Below are 18,794 nucleotides of genomic sequence, written 5' to 3' on the forward strand. Positions count from 1 at the left end.
TCACGCCACCTCTTTTCGGGCCGCACGGATGCGGAAATTTGTCAGAAGATCCAAGGCCAGCAGGAAAAACAGCAGCATGCCCTGAAACACCTGAATGGCCGCAGCAGGAAGGCCCAGTTTGGACTGCGCGATTTCACCGCCGATATAGGTGAGCGCCATCAGAAACCCGGCAAGAAGTATGCCCACCGGGTGCAGGCGGCCCAGAAAGGCCACGATGATTGCTGTGAAACCATAGCCAACGTTGAAATCAATGCTGACCTGACCCGATGGCCCGGATACTTCGAACATCCCGGCCAGACCGGCCAGAGCGCCGGACATCCCAAGACAGAACAGGATCAGGCGGGCGGGGTTTACACCCGCAAACTTGGCCGCACGGGGTGCTTCACCCGTCAAACGAATATGGAAGCCCAGCATGTGACGGTTAAGCAGCACATAGGCAAAAATCACCGCGATGAAAGCCGCGACCACACCCCAGTGCATCCCGGAACCTGTGATCAATTCAGCATTGTGAGCACTTTCATAAGATTGCAGGTTGCGTGATCCCGGAAAGCCGAACCCTTCGGGGTTCTTCAGCAGCCCCAGCGAAACCGAGGCCAGCATCTGCTCGGCCACGTAAACCAGCATCAGCGACACGAGGATTTCGTTGGTGCCGAAGCGTACTTTCAGAACAGCCGGGATCATTGCCCACAACCAGCCACCGAAGGCACCGGCGATGACCATGATCGGGAATATGTACCATGCCTCAAGCGGGTAGAATGCCAGACCGGCGCCTGCGCCGAAAATGGCGCCCATGATGTACTGGCCTTCAGCCCCGATATTCCAGATGCCTGCCCGAAATCCCAACGAAAGGCCGATGGCGATCAGCACCAGCGGCGCGCCTTTCACCAATAGCTGTGGGCGATAGTAAAACGAGAACTCGCCGAACAAGGGTTCCCAGAAGATAGTGCCGATGGCCTCAACCGGGTTCTTGCCCAGTATGGCAAACAACAAACCGCCGAAAAACATCGTCGCCAAAACCGCGACCAACGGGGTTGCATAGGACCAGACCTTGGAAGGCTGAGGACGTTTTTCCAACACAATCATCAGCTCATTCCCCTGATTTCACTGTTCTCTTGCAAAAGCTCTCGCCGAAGACGGCCCGTCAGATCAGACATGCGCCACCTCCATGCCATGAGCGCCACCCATCATCAGCCCGATCTCGTCTACTGTCAGACCAGTTGTTGGGCGTGGCGCGCTCAGGCGGCCTTCGTTCAGCGCAGCAAAGCTGTCTGATATTTCCATCAGCTCGTCCAGATCCTGAGAGATGCACACTACCGCCGTTCCCTTGGCTGCCAGATCGAGGATTGCCTGCCGGATCGACGCGGCCGCTGCGGCATCCACGCCCCAGGTTGGTTGGTTGACAACCAACACATCCGGGTTCTGCAATACTTCGCGTCCGATCACGAACTTCTGCAAATTTCCTCCGGACAAGGACCGCGCCGCGTTTTCCGGCCCGGGTGTCCGGACGTCAAAAATCTCGATGATCTTCTCCGCAAAGCTCTTGGTTTCAGCCCATTTCAGAAAGCCGTTGCTTTCAAGACCCTCTCGAACCGACCCGGTCAACAGGGCGTTTTCGGTCAAGCTCATGTTCGGGGCAGCTGCATGGCCCAGCCGTTCTTCGGGCGCGGTCAACACGCCAAGCTTGCGTCGCGCTGTTGGGCCCAGCTTACCAATTGCCTGGCCGTTGAATTTGATCGCATCGGCCGTCGTCAAGAGTTCACCAGATAGAACGCCAAGCAACTCATCCTGCCCGTTACCCGCAACACCACCAATGCCCAGAACCTCGCCCTTGCGGACGGTCAAATGCACGTTGCGCAAGGCAGTTCCAAATTCTGACGGAGAAGGCACAGACAGCCCGCTGACATCCAGCGCCACTTCGCCAAAGTCTCGCCCCGAACGTTCCGGGGTTTGCAGGGTCGCTCCCACCATCAATTCGGCCATGTCGCGGGCCGAGGTTTCAGAGGGGACGCATTCGCCCACATTCTTGCCCAAGCGCAGAATTGTGGCGTGGTCACACAGGGTCCGAATCTCTTCCAGCTTGTGCGAGATATACAGGATCGACGTGCCCTCGGACCGCAATTTGTTCAGCGTCTCGAACAGGATTTCCACCTCCTGCGGGGTTAATACCGAGGTCGGTTCGTCCATGATCAGCAGTTTCGGGTCTTGCAGCAGGCAACGGATAATTTCAACACGCTGGCGTTCCCCGGCGGACAGATCGCCGACAGTGCGGAACGGATCCAGCGGCAGGCCGTAGGTTTCGGACACTTCGCGGATGCGCGAGGCCAGATCACCCATGGCGGGCGGGTGTTCCATCCCCAAGGCGATGTTTTCGGCCACGTTCAGAGCGTCAAACAGCGAAAAATGCTGGAATACCATCGCAATCCCGTCGGCCCGTGCAGCGCGGGGCTCGGGGGGCGCGAAGGTCTGACCCCGCAACAGCATGGTGCCGCTGTCCGGTTTCACCAGGCCATAGATCATCTTGACCAACGTGGATTTCCCGGCGCCGTTTTCACCCAACAAGGCGTGAACTTCGCCCTCACCGATGTCGAAGGACACCTGATCATTTGCCACGACACCGGGATAGGCTTTGGTCAACCCTTGCAGGCTCAGCAATGGAGTGGTCACGCGCTCATGTCCTTCTTCAACTCATTCTGCAGGGCCGGGCGCAACAGTTGCGCTGCGACGCCCACGGCGATCATCTGCGGGTGTTTGCCCAGCGACGGGTCACCAATCGGGCAGGTAATCTGGCTTATCCGGTCGGGCGGATGCCCAAGGGCCGCCAGCCGCGATCGGAACCGCGCCCATTTGGTAGCCGAGCCAATCAGTCCCGCAAAGCGGAAATCGTGCAAAAGCAGCCTGTTGCACAGTTCCAGATCCAGATTGTGTGAATAAGTCAGCACAAGGTGCTCGGCATTGGCCGGTGCATGTCGCACAAGGTCGGCCGGTTTCGTCGCTGGCAGATCGGTCACGCCTTGGGGAATCACGTCGGGAAAGCGCTCGGGGCCGGTATCGACCCAAGTGATTGCAAGATCGGGCAGGGGGGACAGAACATCCACCAGCGCCCGTCCGACATGACCTGCGCCCCAGATCCACAGATTTCGTGCCGGTTTATGCACAGGTTCGATCATCCAGCCGTCGATCAGGCGTGGTTCGGGCGCAATACCCTGACTGCGTGCTGCCGCCAGCACGCGCTTGACCGAAAGAGGCATGGTGCCACCCGAAGCTGATCGTGCAATGATCGTATCATCCAGCGTTTCAACCGTCTTGAGATCATAGACCTCGCTGAACAACGAGACTGCTCCGCCGCAGCATTGCCCCATGTCCGGTCCCAGCGTGTGATGCGTCAGACGCGTGGTCACTGATTGCGATCGTGCGGCATCCGCTGCCTGGTATTCCAGCGTACCACCGCCGATGGTTCCGCTTTGCCCGTCTTTCCAGACCAGCATTGCAGCACCCACCTCGCGCGGAGACGATCCTTTGACCCTGGCGATGACCACCCGAACCACTTTCCCGTGGGTTTTGACCGCCTCCCTCAAAGCCTCTAGGTCAAATCCCATCAGATACCTCCCTTGATCCTCTGGACCCCGCGCCAAATCTCTTCGGCCGTGGCCGGAGCGTTCAGGGCCGGGTATCTGTCTCCGCAGGCGGCAACTGCGTTCGACAGCGCCAGCCATGCGGAAATACCAAGCATGAAAGGCGGCTCGCCAACAGCTTTCGAGCGATAGATCGTGTCCTCGCGGTTTTCGCCATCCCAAAGCGTGACGTTGAATATGTCCGGCCGATCCGAGCAGGCCGGGATCTTGTACGTCGAGGGCGCGTGCGTGCGCAGGTTTCCTTTGCCGTCCCACACCAGCTCCTCGGTCGTCAGCCACCCCGCGCCCTGCACATAACCGCCTTCGACCTGACCTATGTCCAGTGCCGGGTTCAGCGACGCGCCTGCGTCATGCAGGATATCCGTTCGCATAATGCGGTTCTCACCAGTCAGAGTGTCCACGGCAATTTCCGTAACTGAAGCGCCATAGGCAAAGTAGAAGAATGGGCGGCCACGCCCCGCGATCCTGTCCCATTCGATTTTGGGTGTTTTGTAAAAGCCTGTAGCCGACAGGCTGACGCGCCCTTGATAGGCCAGTGCGGCGGCTTCGGCGAAAGTGTACCGTTCTTCTCCGACGGAGACATGCCCATCCGTGAACGTGACCGTCGATGGATCGGCCTGATGACGCTCTGCAAGATAGACGGCCATCCGATCGCGGATCGTGTCGCAAGCTGCCTTTACAGCCATACCATTCAGGTCACTTCCTGAAGATGCCGCCGTAGCAGACGTGTTCGGTACTTTCGCCGTGTCGGTTGCGGTGATTTTCACCATCGCCAGCGGTATGCCAAAGCGCGACGCGGCGACCTGTGCGACCTTCTGGAACAGGCCCTGACCCATCTCGGTACCACCGTGGTTCAGGTGGACTGATCCGTCCTGATAGACATGCACCAGCGCACCTGCCTGATTCAGGTGAGTCAGCGTAAAGGAGATACCAAACTTGACCGGGGAAAAGGCGATGCCCTTTTTGATTACACTGTTCTCGGCGTTCCATTTCGCGATAGCGGCCTTGCGCGCGGCATAGTCGCTGGATTTCAGCAACGCTTCGGTCATGCCGTGCAGTTCGAAATCGCTGACCTCCATCCCATAAGGTGTAGTGTTGCCACCGGCAGGCAGAGGGCGCACGGGCGCATCGCCCATCACAACGGCGCCGCGGCTGGTCAGGTCCTCATGCGGATCGGGATGATCCAGTGCTTTTTCTGTCGGTGCGCGTTCGGCCACTGCGTGCGCGGGAGCGTAGTAATTCCGGCGGCGCAGCTCAACGGGATCCAAACCCAGTTCATGCGCGGCATGGTCCATAACACGTTCAATGCCGACCATGCCCTGGGGGCCGCCGAACCCGCGATAGGCTGTGGCAGATTGGGTGTTGGTCTTTAGCCGGTGGCTCTCGATCCGAGCGTTCGGCAAAAGGTAGGCGTTGTCCGAGTGCAGCATCGCGCGGTCGGCCACGGGCAAGGACAGGTCCTGCGCCCAGCCGCATATAGCATAGTGGAGGAATGAGACGCCTTGTATATGTCCATTCTCATCGAAGCCAGCACTGTACGAGATGCGAAAGGCGTGGCGCTTGCCGGTGATGATCATGTCATCATCGCGGTCATAGCGCATCTTGCACGCCTTGCCGGTTGCGCGTGCGGCCACGGCGCAGGCCACGGCCAATGCGTTGCCCTGACTTTCCTTGCCGCCAAATCCTCCGCCCATGCGGCGGGTCTCGACCCGGACGGCGTGCATCGGAACGCCCAGAGCGTCGGCCACTTTGTGCTGAATCTCGGTCGGGTGCTGGGTCGAGCTATGCACCAGCATATCCGCACCTTCATTGGGCACTGCCAGTGCGGCCTGACCTTCCAGATAGAAATGCTCCTGCCCGCCCAATTCAAACGAACCTTCGATCACATGCGGTGCATTGGAAATGGCCGCATCCGCATCGCCCTTGGCATAGATGCGTGGACCGTCTTCAAACCGGCTGTCGGCGGTCAGCGCATCTTCGATCGTCAGGATCGGCACGTCTTCGGCGTAGTCGATCTTGCCCAATCGCGCGGCTTTGCGGGCGGCCAGGTGACTGGTCGCTACGACCAGAAACACGGGCTGACCGATATAGTGCACCGAGCCGTCCGACAGTAGCGGCTCATCGTGGATTGAGGGCGAGACATCGTTGGCAAAAGGTAGATCCCCTGCCGTCGTAACCATCACGACACCCTCGGCGCCTTTGACAGCCGACAGATCCATAGCGGTGATCTTGCCCCTGGCAATCGGGCTCAGGCCAAAGGCCAGATGCAGCGTGCCTTTGGGTGTCGGGATGTCATCCACGTACCGCGCCGAACCCGAAACATGCAAAGGGGCGGCGTCGTGGGGCAAGGCTCTGGTCACACTCATGCCGACACCTCCAGCACATTGGTGATCTCACCCTGATCTTCCAGGAAATACCGTTGCAGCATCGCTTTTGCGGTTTCCAGACGATAGGAGGCCGAGGCGCGCATATCCGTGAGTGGCGAAAAGTCGTCGGCAAATGATGGCAGCGCGGCGTCAATGGTCGCGCGATTCCACGGTTTGCCGATCAACGCGGCCTCGACATGGGTTGCCCGTTTCGGAGTACCGGCCATGCCACCAAACGCGATGCGCGCTTGTGTGACGCTGCCGTCCGAAACGGTTATGTTGAAACACCCGCAAACGGCAGAGATATCCTGATCGAACCGTTTGCTGAGTTTGTAAGCCTTCAGGCGATCTGGTTGGCGGGGGAAGCTGACGGCTTCCACAAACTCGCCCGGAACCCGTTCCTGTTTGCCGTAGTCGATGAAGAACTCTTCCAGTGGGATCGACCGCCGATCGTTGCCCTTGCGCAGATGCAGTGTCGCGTTCAATGCGATCAGCGCGGGCGGGTTGTCCCCGATGGGCGAGCCGTTGGCGATGTTGCCTCCGACAGTTGCCGCATGGCGGACCTGAACGCTGGCATAGCGTCGGATCATCTCGGCATAGGAGGGATGCACGTCAGCCACCGCTTCTCCCATGCGATTCATGTCGACCATGGCACCAAAGCGGACTTCATCGTCGGTGATCGTGATTTCTTTCAGATCGTCACAACGGTTGAGGAAGATCACCGGGTCCAGTTCGCGCAGTTGCTTTGTGACCCAAAGACCCACATCCGTTGCCCCTGCAACCAGTGTGGCATTCGGGTTTTCTGCATAGACCTTCGCCAATTCATCGGAAGAACCAGGTAGAAACGGAGAAGTGGCAGGTGGCACAACCGGTTTGTCTTTCACCCAAACCGGAACCGGATGTTCCTCTGCAGTTTCGGCTGCACGAATGATCGGCGCATAGCCGGTGCAGCGGCAAAGGTTGCCTGCCAGCTGAGTGTCATGGTCCGTTGCGCCATTCGTGTGCCCGGCCACCATCGACATGACGAATCCGGGTGTGCAGAAGCCGCATTGCGAGCCGTGCAGATCGACCATTGCCTGCTGGACCGGGTGCACTTCGCCATTCGGGCCACTTGCGCCTTCAACTGTTCGGACGGCCTTGCCATGCAATTGCGGCAGAAACAGAATGCACGAGTTCAGAGCCTTGGCGCCCTCTTCATCCGTCACCATCACGGTGCAAGCCCCGCAATCGCCTTCGTTGCAGCCTTCTTTGGTGCCGGTCAGACCGCGATCTTCACGCAGCCAATCCAGCAGGGTGGCCGTCGGATCAACATCAGCCAGCTCCACTGTCTCTCCGTTCAGAAGAAACGTGATGTTCATTCGAGAAACCCGTCGCCTTACCCAGTTGCGCCCCAGCGGCCCTCCTTCGATGCGACGTAGAAAGAGTGGCGGGCGAATAGCTTGCCATGAGATGTTAGAAACAGCGCGGCTAGTCTGGCAAGAAAAACCGCCTCTATTATGCACCTTTACACGTCCACGGTCTGTTACCGTCTTGTCTGATTAATAGGCAGCTAGTTGTAAATAAAGCGGTTTTTGATTGCGGCGCCCAGTCAATCCCGAAGCACCTTCTGAAAAAGCCGAATAATCAATGGCGATATTTTTGCGGCAAACGTGGCGCGGTTCTGCCTTTTGTCGCGCAGCCGGCTGGAGTAACTTGGGCGTTATGAGCAGTTCTCCACGATTCATTCACCTCCGCGTTCACACTGAATATTCCCTTCTGGAAGGCGCCGTGCGGCTGAAAAAGCTGCCGGGCCTGTGCGAGAAGATGGAGATGCCAGCCGTTGCCGTGACGGATACCAATTCGATGTTTTCGGCGCTGGAATTCGCGGTCACCGCAAGCGGGGCCGGGGTGCAGCCGATCATGGGGTGCCAGGTTGATCTGACCTATGTCAAGGCCCAGCCCGGCGAGAAGCCGAAGACACCCGCGCCTCTGGTGCTGCTGGCGCAGTCCGAGACCGGGTACGAAAACCTGATGAAGCTCAGCACTTGTCTCTACGTGGACAAGGGCGGGCAACTGCCTCAGGTCACTTTGGAAGAATTGGCTGAACGATCTGAAGGATTGATCTGCCTGTCCGGTGGACCCGACGGCCCGGTCGGGATGCTGCTGCAACAGGGCCAGCGTCCTGCGGCCGAAGCATTGGTCGACCGGCTCGCGGCAATGTTCCCTAACCGGTTTTATATCGAACTCCAGCGCCATCCGGGTGAGGATGGCCAGCCCGAGGCAGAGAGACTGACCGAACGTGGCCATATCGAGATGGCGTATGCCAAGAACCTGCCGCTGGTCGCCACGAATGACGTCTATTTCCCGACACCGGACATGTACGAAGCTCACGACGCGCTGATCTGCATATCGGAAGGGGCCTATGTCGACCAGCAGGAAGGCCGCCGCCGCCTGACGGCTCAGCATTACTTCAAGTCACAACAAGAGATGGCGACCCTGTTCGCCGACTTGCCCGAGGCCATCGAAAACACCGTCGAGATCGCCAAACGCTGCGCGTTCATGGCCTATCGACGCGACCCGATCCTGCCGAAATTCGCTGATGATGAGGTTGCCGAACTGCGTCGCATCGCAAATGAGGGCTTGCAGAAACGACTGGCGGTGATCCCGCATGCCGTGACGCCTGAAGAGTATCAGGAACGGCTGGATTTCGAACTGGGCATCATCGAAGGGATGGGTTTCCCTGGTTACTTCCTGATCGTTGCGGACTTTATTCAATGGGCCAAGGATCAGGACATTCCCGTCGGGCCGGGGCGGGGATCGGGTGCGGGATCGCTGGTTGCCTATGCGTTGACGATCACCGACCTTGATCCGCTGCGCTACAGCCTGCTGTTCGAACGCTTCCTGAACCCCGAGCGGGTCTCGATGCCCGACTTCGACATCGACTTCTGCATGGACCGCCGCGAAGAGGTGATCCGCTATGTTCAGCAAAAATACGGGCGCGACAAGGTGGGGCAGATCATCACTTTCGGCGCATTGCTGTCAAAAGCCGCTGTACGCGATATCGGGCGGGTGTTGCAAATGCCGTATGGGCAGGTGGATCGCCTGTCAAAGATGATCCCGGTTGAGGGAGTGAAACCTGTCTCCATCGAAAAGGCGCTGAAAGACGAACCGCGCCTGCGCGAGTCCGCGCGCGAGGAAGAGGTAGTCGACCGGTTGCTGACCTACGGCCAGCAGGTCGAGGGACTGTTACGGAATGCTTCGACCCACGCGGCAGGGGTGGTGATCGGCGACCGGCCTCTGGATGCGCTGGTGCCGATCTATCAGGACCCGCGTTCCGATATGCCCGCGACCCAGTTCAACATGAAATGGGTTGAACAGGCCGGGCTGGTGAAGTTCGACTTTCTGGGCCTGAAGACGCTGACCGTGATCCAGAACGCGATGGACCTGATCTTCAAGTCTGGGCGTCCATTGCACATCGCCGCCGATGGCACCGAGCTTTATGAACCCGCTGAGGGGGCCGAAAACCAGATCAACGCCATACCGCTGGATGATGAGGCGACATATAAGCTTTACTCAGCAGCCAAGACCGTGGCGGTGTTCCAGGTTGAAAGCTCGGGCATGATGGATGCACTCAAGCGCATGAAACCCACCTGCATCGAGGATATTGTGGCTCTTGTGGCGCTGTATCGTCCCGGCCCGATGGAGAATATCCCGACCTATTGCGAGGTCAAGAACGGATTACGCAAGATCGAGTCCGTGCATCCTCTGATCGACTATATCCTTGAGGAAACGCAGGGCATCATCGTCTATCAGGAGCAGGTGATGCAGATCGCGCAGGTCATGGCGGGCTACTCGTTGGGCGGCGCCGACCTGCTGCGCCGCGCGATGGGTAAAAAGATCAAAGAGGCGATGGACGCTGAACGCCCAAAATTCGAAAAGGGCGCAGGTGAGAACGGCGTGGATGCCAAGAAGGCCTCCGAAGTGTTCGACTTGCTGGAGAAATTCGCCAACTACGGCTTCAACAAATCCCACGCCGCGGCCTATGCGGTGGTCAGCTATCAGACCGGATGGCTCAAGGCGAACCACCCGGTCGAGTTCATGGCCGGCGTCATGAACTGCGATATCCATCTGACGGACAAGCTGGCGGTGTATTTCGAAGAAGTGCGCAAGGGACTGGAATTGCCCTACGTTCCGCCATGCGTGAATCGCTCACTGTCGACGTTTGACGTTGTGAACGGCGAACTGGTTTACGCGCTGGGCGCTTTGAAAAACGTGGGCGTCGAGGCGATGAACCTTGTGGTTAAAGGGCGTGCCGACAAGCCGTTTGTCAATCTGTTCGACTTTGCCCGCCGAGTGGATCTGAAAAAAGCCGGCAAACGTCCGCTGGAAATGCTGGCTCGTGCCGGGGCCTTTGACGAGCTCGACAAGAACCGTCGCCGCGTGTTCGAAAGCCTTGACCGCCTGGTACAGTATTCGGCGGCCATCCATGAACAGAAAAACTCCAATCAGGTGTCTTTGTTCGGTGAGGCCGGAGACGACCTGCCTGAACCACGCCTGTCGCCGACGCCGGACTGGCTGCCGGCCGAGCGTCTCAGCGAAGAATTCAAGGCCATCGGCTTTTACCTCTCAGGGCACCCGCTGGACGATTACATGCCTGCGCTGAAACGAAAAAAGGTGATGACGCTGGATGAGGTTACGGAAAAGGCCCGGTCTGGTCCGCTGATCGCCAAGATGGCCGGGGTTGTCGCCGGGCGGCAGGAGCGGAAATCGGCCAAGGGCAACCGCTTTGCTTTCGCTCAGCTGTCTGATCCCACCGGCGCATATGAGGTGACGCTGTTTTCGGACACATTGGAAAAGTGCCGCGAGTTTCTGGAAACCGGTGCGCACGTGGTTCTAACCGCCGAGGCGACGATGGAAGCCGATCAGCTCAAGCTGCTGGGCCGCTCGGTTGGCCCGGCGGATTCCCTTGTGGCCGAGGCCGGGGCAACCGGGCTGCGAATTTACGTTGACGAAGCGCAGGCTGTGCCTTCGGTCGCCAAGGTGCTGGAAGACGCCGCCTCTGCCGCGAAAGGGGCTGCACGGGGGCCAATCCAGTTCATGTTGCTGGACCCAAGCCTGCCCGGCGATGTCGAAATGGATCTGGGGCGCGAGTTCCCGATCAACCCGCAGATCAAGGGCGCGATCAAATCGCTGGAGGGCGTGATGACCGTCGAAGAGATCTGACACCGCTTTGTTGCCAGTTGATTAGCGCCTCGCTAGGCTGACCTGACAGAGCGAGATGTCATTAGGTCATGCCACGGGAGGGCGCAGTTATGGCAATAGCGGGTCTCAAGTTCAGAAAGACTGTATTTGTAGCAGCGGCATCGCTGGCTTTGGTTTCGGCTTCAGCTGGGCTGGCGGATGACAAGAAAAAGGAAAATACGATCAAAGGCGCTGTGATCGGCGCAGGTGTCGGTGCCCTGATCGGCGACGGCAAGGGTGCTGCCGCAGGTGCAGTGGCTGGTGCGCTGATCGGCGCAAATTCCAAGTGAGTGGAGGAGAACGAAGATGCGTATGAATTCGCTGAAGCTAGCGGCCTCCGCCTTTCTGATCGCAGCCCCCGGATCGGCCTTTGCTGATGAGGAAGCCGAACAGATGATGCAGAACGCGCTGCCGCTGATGTATCACACCTGCGCCTCTGTTGTCGAAGAGGCTGACGGGAACGAAGAGTACATTCTGGACGTGGTTGGGAAGATGACGGCCCTGTCGCTATACAACCGACAGGTCGATATCGAGGCCCACGCGACTTCGGACGAGGAAAAGGCCGCTCTGCGCGAATCCTTTGTGGCCGCTTTGAAAGAGGGCTGTGCCGGGGACGAAAACGCCTTGTTGGGCGGCGTCGTGGACAATGCTGTAAAATCGACACTGGGGCTGTAATGTATCAATAGTGAGGCGGCCGTTCGTCACCAAGGATTATGCCGCCGGATCCTTCCTGCGCCCGTTCTGCTTCTCGCTGCAACAGCATTTCAACCCGATGGGTCAGTCGGTCGATTTCCGACTGTTGTCTGGTGACGACTGTGTTCAACTCGTCCACGATACGGGTCAGATGGGCGATCTCTTCTTCCAGATGCTGCATAAGTGACTCCTGTCCTGCGCTGGTCATAGCGACACAGTCGGCCCAAGGCCAGAGAAAGCGCGCCTTGCCCCGATGCGGGCCATGGGATAGACCGCGCGCGGAACAAGGACTCTCCCAAGGACGCCCCACATGGCCAAGCCCAAGAAACAGCCCCGCCCCAAGGCCGTCACGCCGAAAGGGTTCCGTGACTATTTCGGCGAGGAAGTCACGCAGCGCACCGAGATGCTGCGGACGATTGCGGGCGTGTATCATCGTTACGGGTTCGACGCGTTGGAAAGCAGTGCGGTCGAGACCGTCGATGCGCTGGGCAAGTTCCTGCCCGACGTGGATCGCCCGAACGAGGGCGTCTTTGCATGGCAGGAATTCGATGATGGCGGCAATGGCGACTGGATGGCCCTGCGCTATGACCTGACCGCACCTCTGGCCCGCGTTTACGCGCAGCACCGCAACGACCTGCCCACGCCCTATCGACGCTATGCGATGGGTCCGGTCTGGCGCAACGAAAAGCCGGGACCGGGGCGCTATCGTCAGTTCTATCAATGCGATGCGGACACGGTTGGTACGGCCTCGATGGCGGCGGATGCCGAGATTTGCGCGATGCTGTCGGATACGCTGGAAACCGTGGGCATACCGCGCGGCGATTATCTGGTGCGGGTCAACAACCGCAAGGTTCTGAACGGCGTGCTCGAAGCGATGGGCTTGGGCGAAGACGCCGCCGCCCGAGACAACGTTCTGCGCACCATCGACAAGTTCGACAAGGTGGGTGAGCAGGGTGTGCGCGAGTTGCTGACCAAGGGCCGCCTGGATGCCTCGGGCGCCTTCATTGACGGTGTAGGGCTCAGTAAAGATCAGGCTGAACCGGTGATTGCCTTCCTGACATCTAAGGCTCTGGATACCGCCGGAACGCTGGCCAATCTGCGCGCTGCGGTGGGCGACAGCAAGATCGGTGCGGATGGGATCGCCGAACTGGAACAGATCGGCACTTTGTTGGATGCCGGTGGCTATGGTGTGGACCGGATCGAGATTGATCCTTCCGTCGTTCGGGGGTTGGGCTATTATACCGGTCCGGTCTATGAGGCCGAGCTGACCTTTGAAATCTTCGATGAAAAGGGCCGCAAACGGCAGTTCGGATCGGTCTCGGGCGGCGGCCGTTACGACGACCTGGTCAAGCGCTTCACCGGCCAGGAAGTGCCAGCGACCGGCATCTCTATCGGTGTCGACCGTCTGCTGGCCGCGCTGCGCGAAAAAGGCAGGATCGCCGCGCAGGCCACGGGTCCTGTAGTCGTGACCGTTATGGATCGCGACCGGATGGCCGACTATCAGGCGATGGTGGCGGAACTGCGCAATGCCGGTATTCGGGCCGAGGTCTATCTGGGTAACCCCAAGAACTTCGGCAATCAGCTGAAATATGCGGATAGACGGAACTCTCCGATTGCGGTGATCGAGGGCGGGGATGAAAAAGTCAATGGTATCGTCCAGATCAAGGACCTGATCCTTGGCGCCAAAATTGCCGAAAGCGCAACGCTAGAGGAATGGAAGGAACGCCCCAGCCAGTTCGAAGTGCCGCGCGGTGAACTGGTCGCCAAGGTGCGTGAAATTCTGGACAGTCAGGACTGACACATGCCCAACCGTTCACAGATACAGGCCCGCGCCGCGATGATGCGTGTCCGGTTTGAAGCTGCGGGTGCTCAGGTGGTGGACACGCCCCTGTTGCAACCGGCGGAAACGCTTTTGGATCTTTATGGTGAAGACATCCGGGCCCGCGCCTATGTCACGTCTGATGCGCTGCGCGGTGAACAGATGCTGCGCCCGGATTTCACCTTGCCTGTCGTGCAGATGCACATGAACGAAGGCGCTGAGCCCGCGCGCTATACCTATTCGGGCGAAGTGTTCCGCCGTCAGGAGCATGACCCCGATCGCGCCAACGAATATATTCAGGTGGGCTATGAGGTCTTTGATCGGGAAGACCCCGCCGGGGCGGATGCCGAGGTGTTTTCGCTGATGGCACTGCAGTTGCGTGGGTTGCCTCTGCGGGCGGCGACAGGGGATATCGGTATCCTCACCGCCGCTGTCGAGGGGCTGCGCACGACCGACCGTCGCAAAGCAGCGCTGATGCGACACCTGTGGAGACCGCGCCGATTCCGTATGTTGCTGGATCGGTTTGCAGGTCGCAAGCCGCCTCTGGAAGGGCGCAACGCGCTACTGGACGCAGCCGATCCGATGGCGTTTGATGCCCCTATGATCGGCAAGCGCCGCGCAGCTGAAATCGCAGCGCGGGTCGAGGCGCTGCGCGAAGACCGCGATACCCCGCCGATTTCAGACAATGAACTTGCAGGGCTAGAAACGTTGCTGAACGTGCGCGAGACCATGCCATTCGCGCTGGAACAGCTGCGCGACGTGGCAGTGGACCTGCCGCAGATCACGCCCGCTCTGGACCGGTTGGAGGCGCGCGTGGCTGCGCTGCAGGCGCGTGGCGTCGATGTGGATCGGCTGGATTTCGAGGCCGCCTACGGCCGGACGTCGATGGAGTATTACGACGGGTTCGTATTTGGTTTTTACGCGGAAGGTCGGCCTGACCTGCCTCCGATCGCCACGGGCGGGCGTTATGACGCGCTGACCCGCCAATTGGGCAACGGGGACGAAATCCCGGCAGTTGGTGGTGTGTTGCGCCCCGATTTGATGCTGGAGATCGAGGAAGGTGCAGTATGAGCCTGAAACTGGGCGTGCCCTCGAAGGGCCGGTTGATGGAAAAGACGTTCTCGTGGTTCGAAAAAGGCTGCATCACCTTGTCACGCAGCGGGTCGGATCGGGAATACGCAGGCAAGGTTGAAGGGATCGACGGTGTCTCTCTGATCCTGCTGTCGGCGGGGGAGATCCCGCGTGAACTGGCGGCGGGGCGGATTCATCTGGGTGTTACCGGGATCGATCTGGTGCACGAGAAACTGCCGCGCTGGGAACAGCAGGTTGAAGAGGTTTCGCGGCTTGGCTTCGGCAAAGCTGATCTGATCATCGCGACCCCGGCGTGTTGGGTCGATGTCGATACGCTTGATGACCTGGACGCGGCAGCTGCTGCGTTTCGCAAGACCCACGGCCACCGGCTGCGGATTGCCACCAAGTACCACCGTCTGGTTAGGGAATTCCTGACAGAAGCGGGCGTGGCCGATTACACGCTGGTCGACAGCCAAGGTGCGACTGAAGGCACGGTGATGAATGAAACCGCCGAAGCAATTGCCGATATCACCTCTACCGGAGAGACCCTGCGGGCCAACCATTTGAAGATCCTCTCGGACGGTCTGATCCTGCAATCGCAGGCCACGTTGTGGCGCAGTCGGGTTGCAAAATATGACGCGGCAGAAAAAGCAGCCCTGTCCGAATTGCTGGGTCGGCTGCGGTAATTACAGCACGCCTATTTCTGCCAGGGCGCGGTTCAGATCGTCGGGCAGGGCGTCGTCCTGCTCGCGGTTTTTGGGCAAATCGGCTGGTGTATCTTCTGGCTTGAGATAACGCCACCCCTGGAACGGGCGTTTCAGGGCGTTCTGGGTGCGGTATAGCTTGGGGTCCAGTACAATGGCACAGCGACGGATGCCGTCCTCTCCGATCACTTCATCCAGCCGCAGGACTCGCTGCCGACACTGGATTACACCTTTGATGACCCAGTAAATTGATCCGCCGTTAAGTATTTCGGCTTCGCGCTTGGGCCACATACGTGTGACGTGGCGTGGTAAGCCGTCCTCGTAAAGCGACATGCGGCTGTGCTGCCAGGCCATCAACGTATCGACACTTTCCGAACCGACGGACAGTTTTAGGAGGTTTACGTAATTATCCACAGCTTTCCCACAGAGTCGTCCCGACGTTGATCTTTATATTGTAGCTTGGTTCCCGGTGTCATCAAGGTGTTGTGGTGAGCATGTGATTTGGGGTAGTCTGGATACCTCTTTCAGCACAGGGAATCACCAATGAGCCGCTTTGCCGCCCCCATCGCCGAGCAGATCTGGGATATGAAGTACCGCTTTAAGCAGGCGGATGGCACCCCCATCGATCAGACGGTCGAAGACAGTTGGCGGCGCATTGCCCGCGATCTGGCGCGCGTGGAAAAAGACCCGAAGCATTGGGAAGAGAAATTCTATGAGGCGCTGGAGGATTTCCAGTACCTGCCCGCCGGGCGCATCACTGCGGGTGCGGGCACCGCGCGGCAGGTGACACTGTTCAACTGTTTCGTGATGGGCACGATCCCCGACAGCATGGGCGGCATTTTCGACATGCTGAAAGAGGCCGCGCTGACAATGCAGCAGGGTGGGGGGATCGGCTATGATTTCTCGACCATCAGGCCGCGTGGCGCTGACGTGAAAGGCGTCGCGGCGGATGCCTCGGGGCCGCTGAGCTTCATGGATGTCTGGGATGCCATGTGCCGCACGATCATGTCGGCAGGCTCGCGCCGGGGTGCCATGATGGCGACCATGCGGTGCGACCACCCGGATATCGAACAGTTCATCACTGCCAAGTCTGACCCCGCCCGCCTGCGCATGTTCAACATGTCTGTGCTGGTGACCGATCCGTTCATGGAGGCGGTCAAGGCTGATGGACCGTGGGAACTGGTGTTTGGTGACAAAGTCTATCACACCGTTCAGGCGCGTGATCTGTGGAACAAGATCATGCAGGCGACATATGATTTTGCCGAGCCGGGCGTGATCTTCATCGACCGGATCAATCAGGCCAACAACCTCAGCTACGTTGAAACCATCGCGGCCACGAACCCGTGTGGTGAGCAGCCGTTGCCGCCTTACGGGGCCTGCCTTTTGGGTTCGATCAATCTGGCGCGCCTGGTGTCTGAACCGTTTGAAGCAACCGCCCGTTTGAATGAAGAGGCCCTGCAAGAACTTGTCGCCACGGCTGTTCGGATGATGGACAATGTCGTTGATGCGTCAAAATTTCCGCTGGCCGAGCAAGAGGCTGAGGCACAAGATAAACGCCGTATAGGATTGGGCGTGACTGGATTGGCGGATGCGCTGCTGATGCTGGGCCTGCGCTATGGCTCCGACGAGGCGGCGCGTCAGACCGAGCGCTGGTTGCACGCGATCGCGCGCGCCGCTTATCTGGCGTCGGTGGACTTGGCAAAGGAAAAAGGGGCGTTTCCCCTGTTCGACGCCGAGAAATACTTGGCCAGCGGCACCATGCAGCAGATGGATGACGATGTCCGGGATGCCATCCGCGAGCACGGTATCCGCAACGCTCTGCTGACGTCGATCGCGCCCACAGGAACGATTTCCCTTTATGCGGGCAACGTGTCGTCAGGGATCGAGCCGGTCTTTGCCTATGCGTATACCCGTAAAGTTCTGCAAAAGGACGGATCGCGCACCGAAGAAGAGGTGGTAGATTACGCCGTGCAGATGTGGCGCGACAAGTTTGGCGATAAGGATTTGCCCGACTATTTCGTGAACGCCCAGACCTTGACGCCGGCCGAGCATGTCAAGATGCAGGCGGCAGCGCAGAAATGGATCGACAGCTCGATCTCGAAGACGATCAACTGCCCAGAGGACATCTCTTTCGACGCCTTCAAGGACGTGTACATGCAAGCCTGGGATCAGGGCTGCAAGGGCTGCACCACCTATCGCCCGAATGATGTGACCGGTTCGGTTCTGACCGTTTCGGAAAGCGATGACAAGGTGCCGGGCGAAAGCGCGGATGCTCCGCACGAGGTGGATGGCGGAGACGTCATCTATATGTCCGAGCCACTTGACCGGCCGCAGTCGCTGGAAGGGTCCACCTACAAGCTGAAATGGCCCGACAGTGAGCACGCGATATATCTGACCATCAACGACATCGTCATCGGCGGCAGGCGGCGTCCGTTCGAGGTGTTCATAAACTCGAAGAACATGGAGCATTACGCCTGGACTTTGGCGCTGACCCGGATGATCTCGGCCGTATTCCGGCGGGGCGGGGACGTGTCCTTTGTGGTAGAAGAGCTGAAAGCCGTGTTCGACCCGCGTGGTGGTGCGTGGGTGAAGGGCAAATACATCCCGTCGATCCTCGCGGCGATCGGTGGCGTGATCGAGCAGCACCTGATCGCGATTGGGTTCCTCGAGGGTGAGGGCATGGGCTTGAAGTCCGACCCGCAGGCGCAGGTGGTTAACATGGACGCGCCGCGCGGCAAGGCCTGCCCGTCCTGCGGCCAGTACGACATGGTGATGATTGAGGGCTGCATGACGTGTCGCAGTTGTGGGCATTCGAAGTGTTCAGGTTAGTTTTCTTAGTCCAGTTATGAAAGGACGGGCAATTCAGAGCTGCTTTGGCTGAATTGTCTGCCACTTTTCAGGTCCGCTTCTTCCACTGCGACTTAAGTCATTGAAATCATTAAAAGTGAAATGCGCTGATCTGCGAGGGTCGGCGCATTCGTTTGGGGTCATACAATTCCCGGCCTCCACTTGAAGCCACCGAGAAAAACGATGTTTGTCTTTGGTATAATAACGCATCGCCATATCCGCCGCAGCTGCGTTACGCGAAGCAAAAACCTTGATCGAACAACGGAGGAGACACTGTAAAACAAAACGCCCCCTTAGTGTTCTGGGCTATCGCCCGCCAGCGCCCGAAACCATCATCCCGGTGGATTACAGGCCGATGATGCACTTACAATCAAACTGGACCAGTCAGATGAGGCCGCACAGGGCCGCTGCTGCCAGAATTGCACCCAAAATATTGCACTCA

At 59.1% G+C, this 18,794-nt stretch carries 14 protein-coding genes and 1 pseudogene; 8 read left to right on the plus strand and 7 right to left on the minus strand.

Going from position 1 to position 18,794, the window contains the following annotated elements; all coding sequences use genetic code 11:
• The 5 genes from AC2FFA_RS09160 to xdhA form a co-directional block, all read right to left on the minus strand.
• Positions 1-1,083 (minus strand): ABC transporter permease, encoded by a 1,083-nt coding sequence (locus AC2FFA_RS09160; RefSeq protein WP_117873080.1) that lies wholly within the window; start codon positions 1,081-1,083, stop codon positions 1-3.
• A gap of 63 nt (positions 1,084-1,146) precedes the next feature.
• Positions 1,147-2,664 (minus strand): ABC transporter ATP-binding protein, encoded by a 1,518-nt coding sequence (locus AC2FFA_RS09165; protein WP_299897821.1) that lies wholly within the window; start codon positions 2,662-2,664, stop codon positions 1,147-1,149.
• A complete protein-coding gene (xdhC, locus tag AC2FFA_RS09170) occupies positions 2,661-3,596 on the minus strand; it encodes a xanthine dehydrogenase accessory protein XdhC (protein WP_496851273.1) in 936 nt (311 codons plus the stop codon). The genes AC2FFA_RS09165 and xdhC overlap by 4 nt, the downstream gene beginning before the upstream one ends.
• Complete coding sequence (gene xdhB / locus AC2FFA_RS09175) at positions 3,596-5,998, minus strand: xanthine dehydrogenase molybdopterin binding subunit (RefSeq protein ID WP_496851275.1); 2,403 nt, start codon at positions 5,996-5,998, stop codon at positions 3,596-3,598. The genes xdhC and xdhB overlap by 1 nt, the downstream gene beginning before the upstream one ends.
• Positions 5,995-7,356: a xanthine dehydrogenase small subunit gene (gene xdhA / locus AC2FFA_RS09180; RefSeq protein WP_496851276.1), complete on the minus strand. Its 1,362-nt coding sequence runs from the start codon at positions 7,354-7,356 to the stop codon at positions 5,995-5,997. Before xdhA ends, xdhB begins: the two co-directional genes overlap by 4 nt.
• Positions 7,357-7,699: 343 nt before the next feature.
• Between xdhA and dnaE the strand changes: the two genes are divergently transcribed.
• From dnaE to AC2FFA_RS09195, 3 genes are all read left to right on the plus strand, one after another.
• On the plus strand, positions 7,700-11,200 hold the full coding sequence (dnaE, locus tag AC2FFA_RS09185) for a DNA polymerase III subunit alpha (RefSeq protein WP_496851278.1): 3,501 nt from the start codon (positions 7,700-7,702) through the stop codon (positions 11,198-11,200).
• Positions 11,201-11,289: 89 nt separating this feature from the next.
• A complete protein-coding gene (locus AC2FFA_RS09190) occupies positions 11,290-11,508 on the plus strand; it encodes a YMGG-like glycine zipper-containing protein (protein WP_496670435.1) in 219 nt (72 codons plus the stop codon).
• 16 nt (positions 11,509-11,524) lie between these two features.
• Positions 11,525-11,893, plus strand: a complete 369-nt coding sequence (locus AC2FFA_RS09195; RefSeq protein WP_496719414.1) for a hypothetical protein — start codon at positions 11,525-11,527, stop codon at positions 11,891-11,893.
• 4 nt (positions 11,894-11,897) lie between these two features.
• On the opposite strand, the gene AC2FFA_RS09200 is transcribed toward AC2FFA_RS09195, so the two are convergent.
• Positions 11,898-12,092 carry a SlyX family protein gene (locus AC2FFA_RS09200; RefSeq protein ID WP_117873086.1) on the minus strand — a complete coding sequence of 65 codons (195 nt, stop codon included), beginning with the start codon at positions 12,090-12,092 and terminating at the stop codon, positions 11,898-11,900.
• A 129-nt stretch (positions 12,093-12,221) separates the two neighbouring features.
• On the opposite strand from AC2FFA_RS09200, the gene hisS reads away from it, so the two are divergent.
• Genes hisS through hisG form a run of 3 tightly spaced genes read left to right on the plus strand, consistent with a single transcriptional unit; the run spans position 12,222 to position 15,487 of the window.
• Positions 12,222-13,709 carry a histidine--tRNA ligase gene (gene hisS / locus AC2FFA_RS09205; protein ID WP_496851281.1) on the plus strand — a complete coding sequence of 496 codons (1,488 nt, stop codon included), beginning with the start codon at positions 12,222-12,224 and terminating at the stop codon, positions 13,707-13,709.
• A 3-nt stretch (positions 13,710-13,712) separates the two neighbouring features.
• Positions 13,713-14,801, plus strand: coding sequence for an ATP phosphoribosyltransferase regulatory subunit (locus tag AC2FFA_RS09210; protein WP_496684778.1), 1,089 nt, complete (start codon positions 13,713-13,715; stop codon positions 14,799-14,801).
• Positions 14,798-15,487: an ATP phosphoribosyltransferase gene (hisG, locus tag AC2FFA_RS09215; RefSeq protein ID WP_496851283.1), complete on the plus strand. Its 690-nt coding sequence runs from the start codon at positions 14,798-14,800 to the stop codon at positions 15,485-15,487. Before AC2FFA_RS09210 ends, hisG begins: the two co-directional genes overlap by 4 nt.
• On the opposite strand, the gene AC2FFA_RS09220 is transcribed toward hisG, so the two are convergent.
• Positions 15,488-15,919, minus strand: a complete 432-nt coding sequence (locus tag AC2FFA_RS09220; RefSeq protein ID WP_496851285.1) for a DUF1489 family protein — start codon at positions 15,917-15,919, stop codon at positions 15,488-15,490. It abuts the gene before it with no gap.
• Between the two features lie 129 nt (positions 15,920-16,048).
• Between AC2FFA_RS09220 and AC2FFA_RS09225 the strand changes: the two genes are divergently transcribed.
• Positions 16,049-18,334 (plus strand): adenosylcobalamin-dependent ribonucleoside-diphosphate reductase, encoded by a 2,286-nt coding sequence (locus tag AC2FFA_RS09225; RefSeq protein ID WP_117873091.1) that lies wholly within the window; start codon positions 16,049-16,051, stop codon positions 18,332-18,334.
• Positions 18,335-18,581: 247 nt separating this feature from the next.
• Positions 18,582-18,689: pseudogene (locus AC2FFA_RS09230) on the plus strand (integrase core domain-containing protein); the annotation flags it as partial.
• Between the last annotated feature and the right edge of the window lie 105 nt (positions 18,690-18,794).

It is taken from the genome of Ruegeria sp. YTSB088, assembly GCF_059609825.1.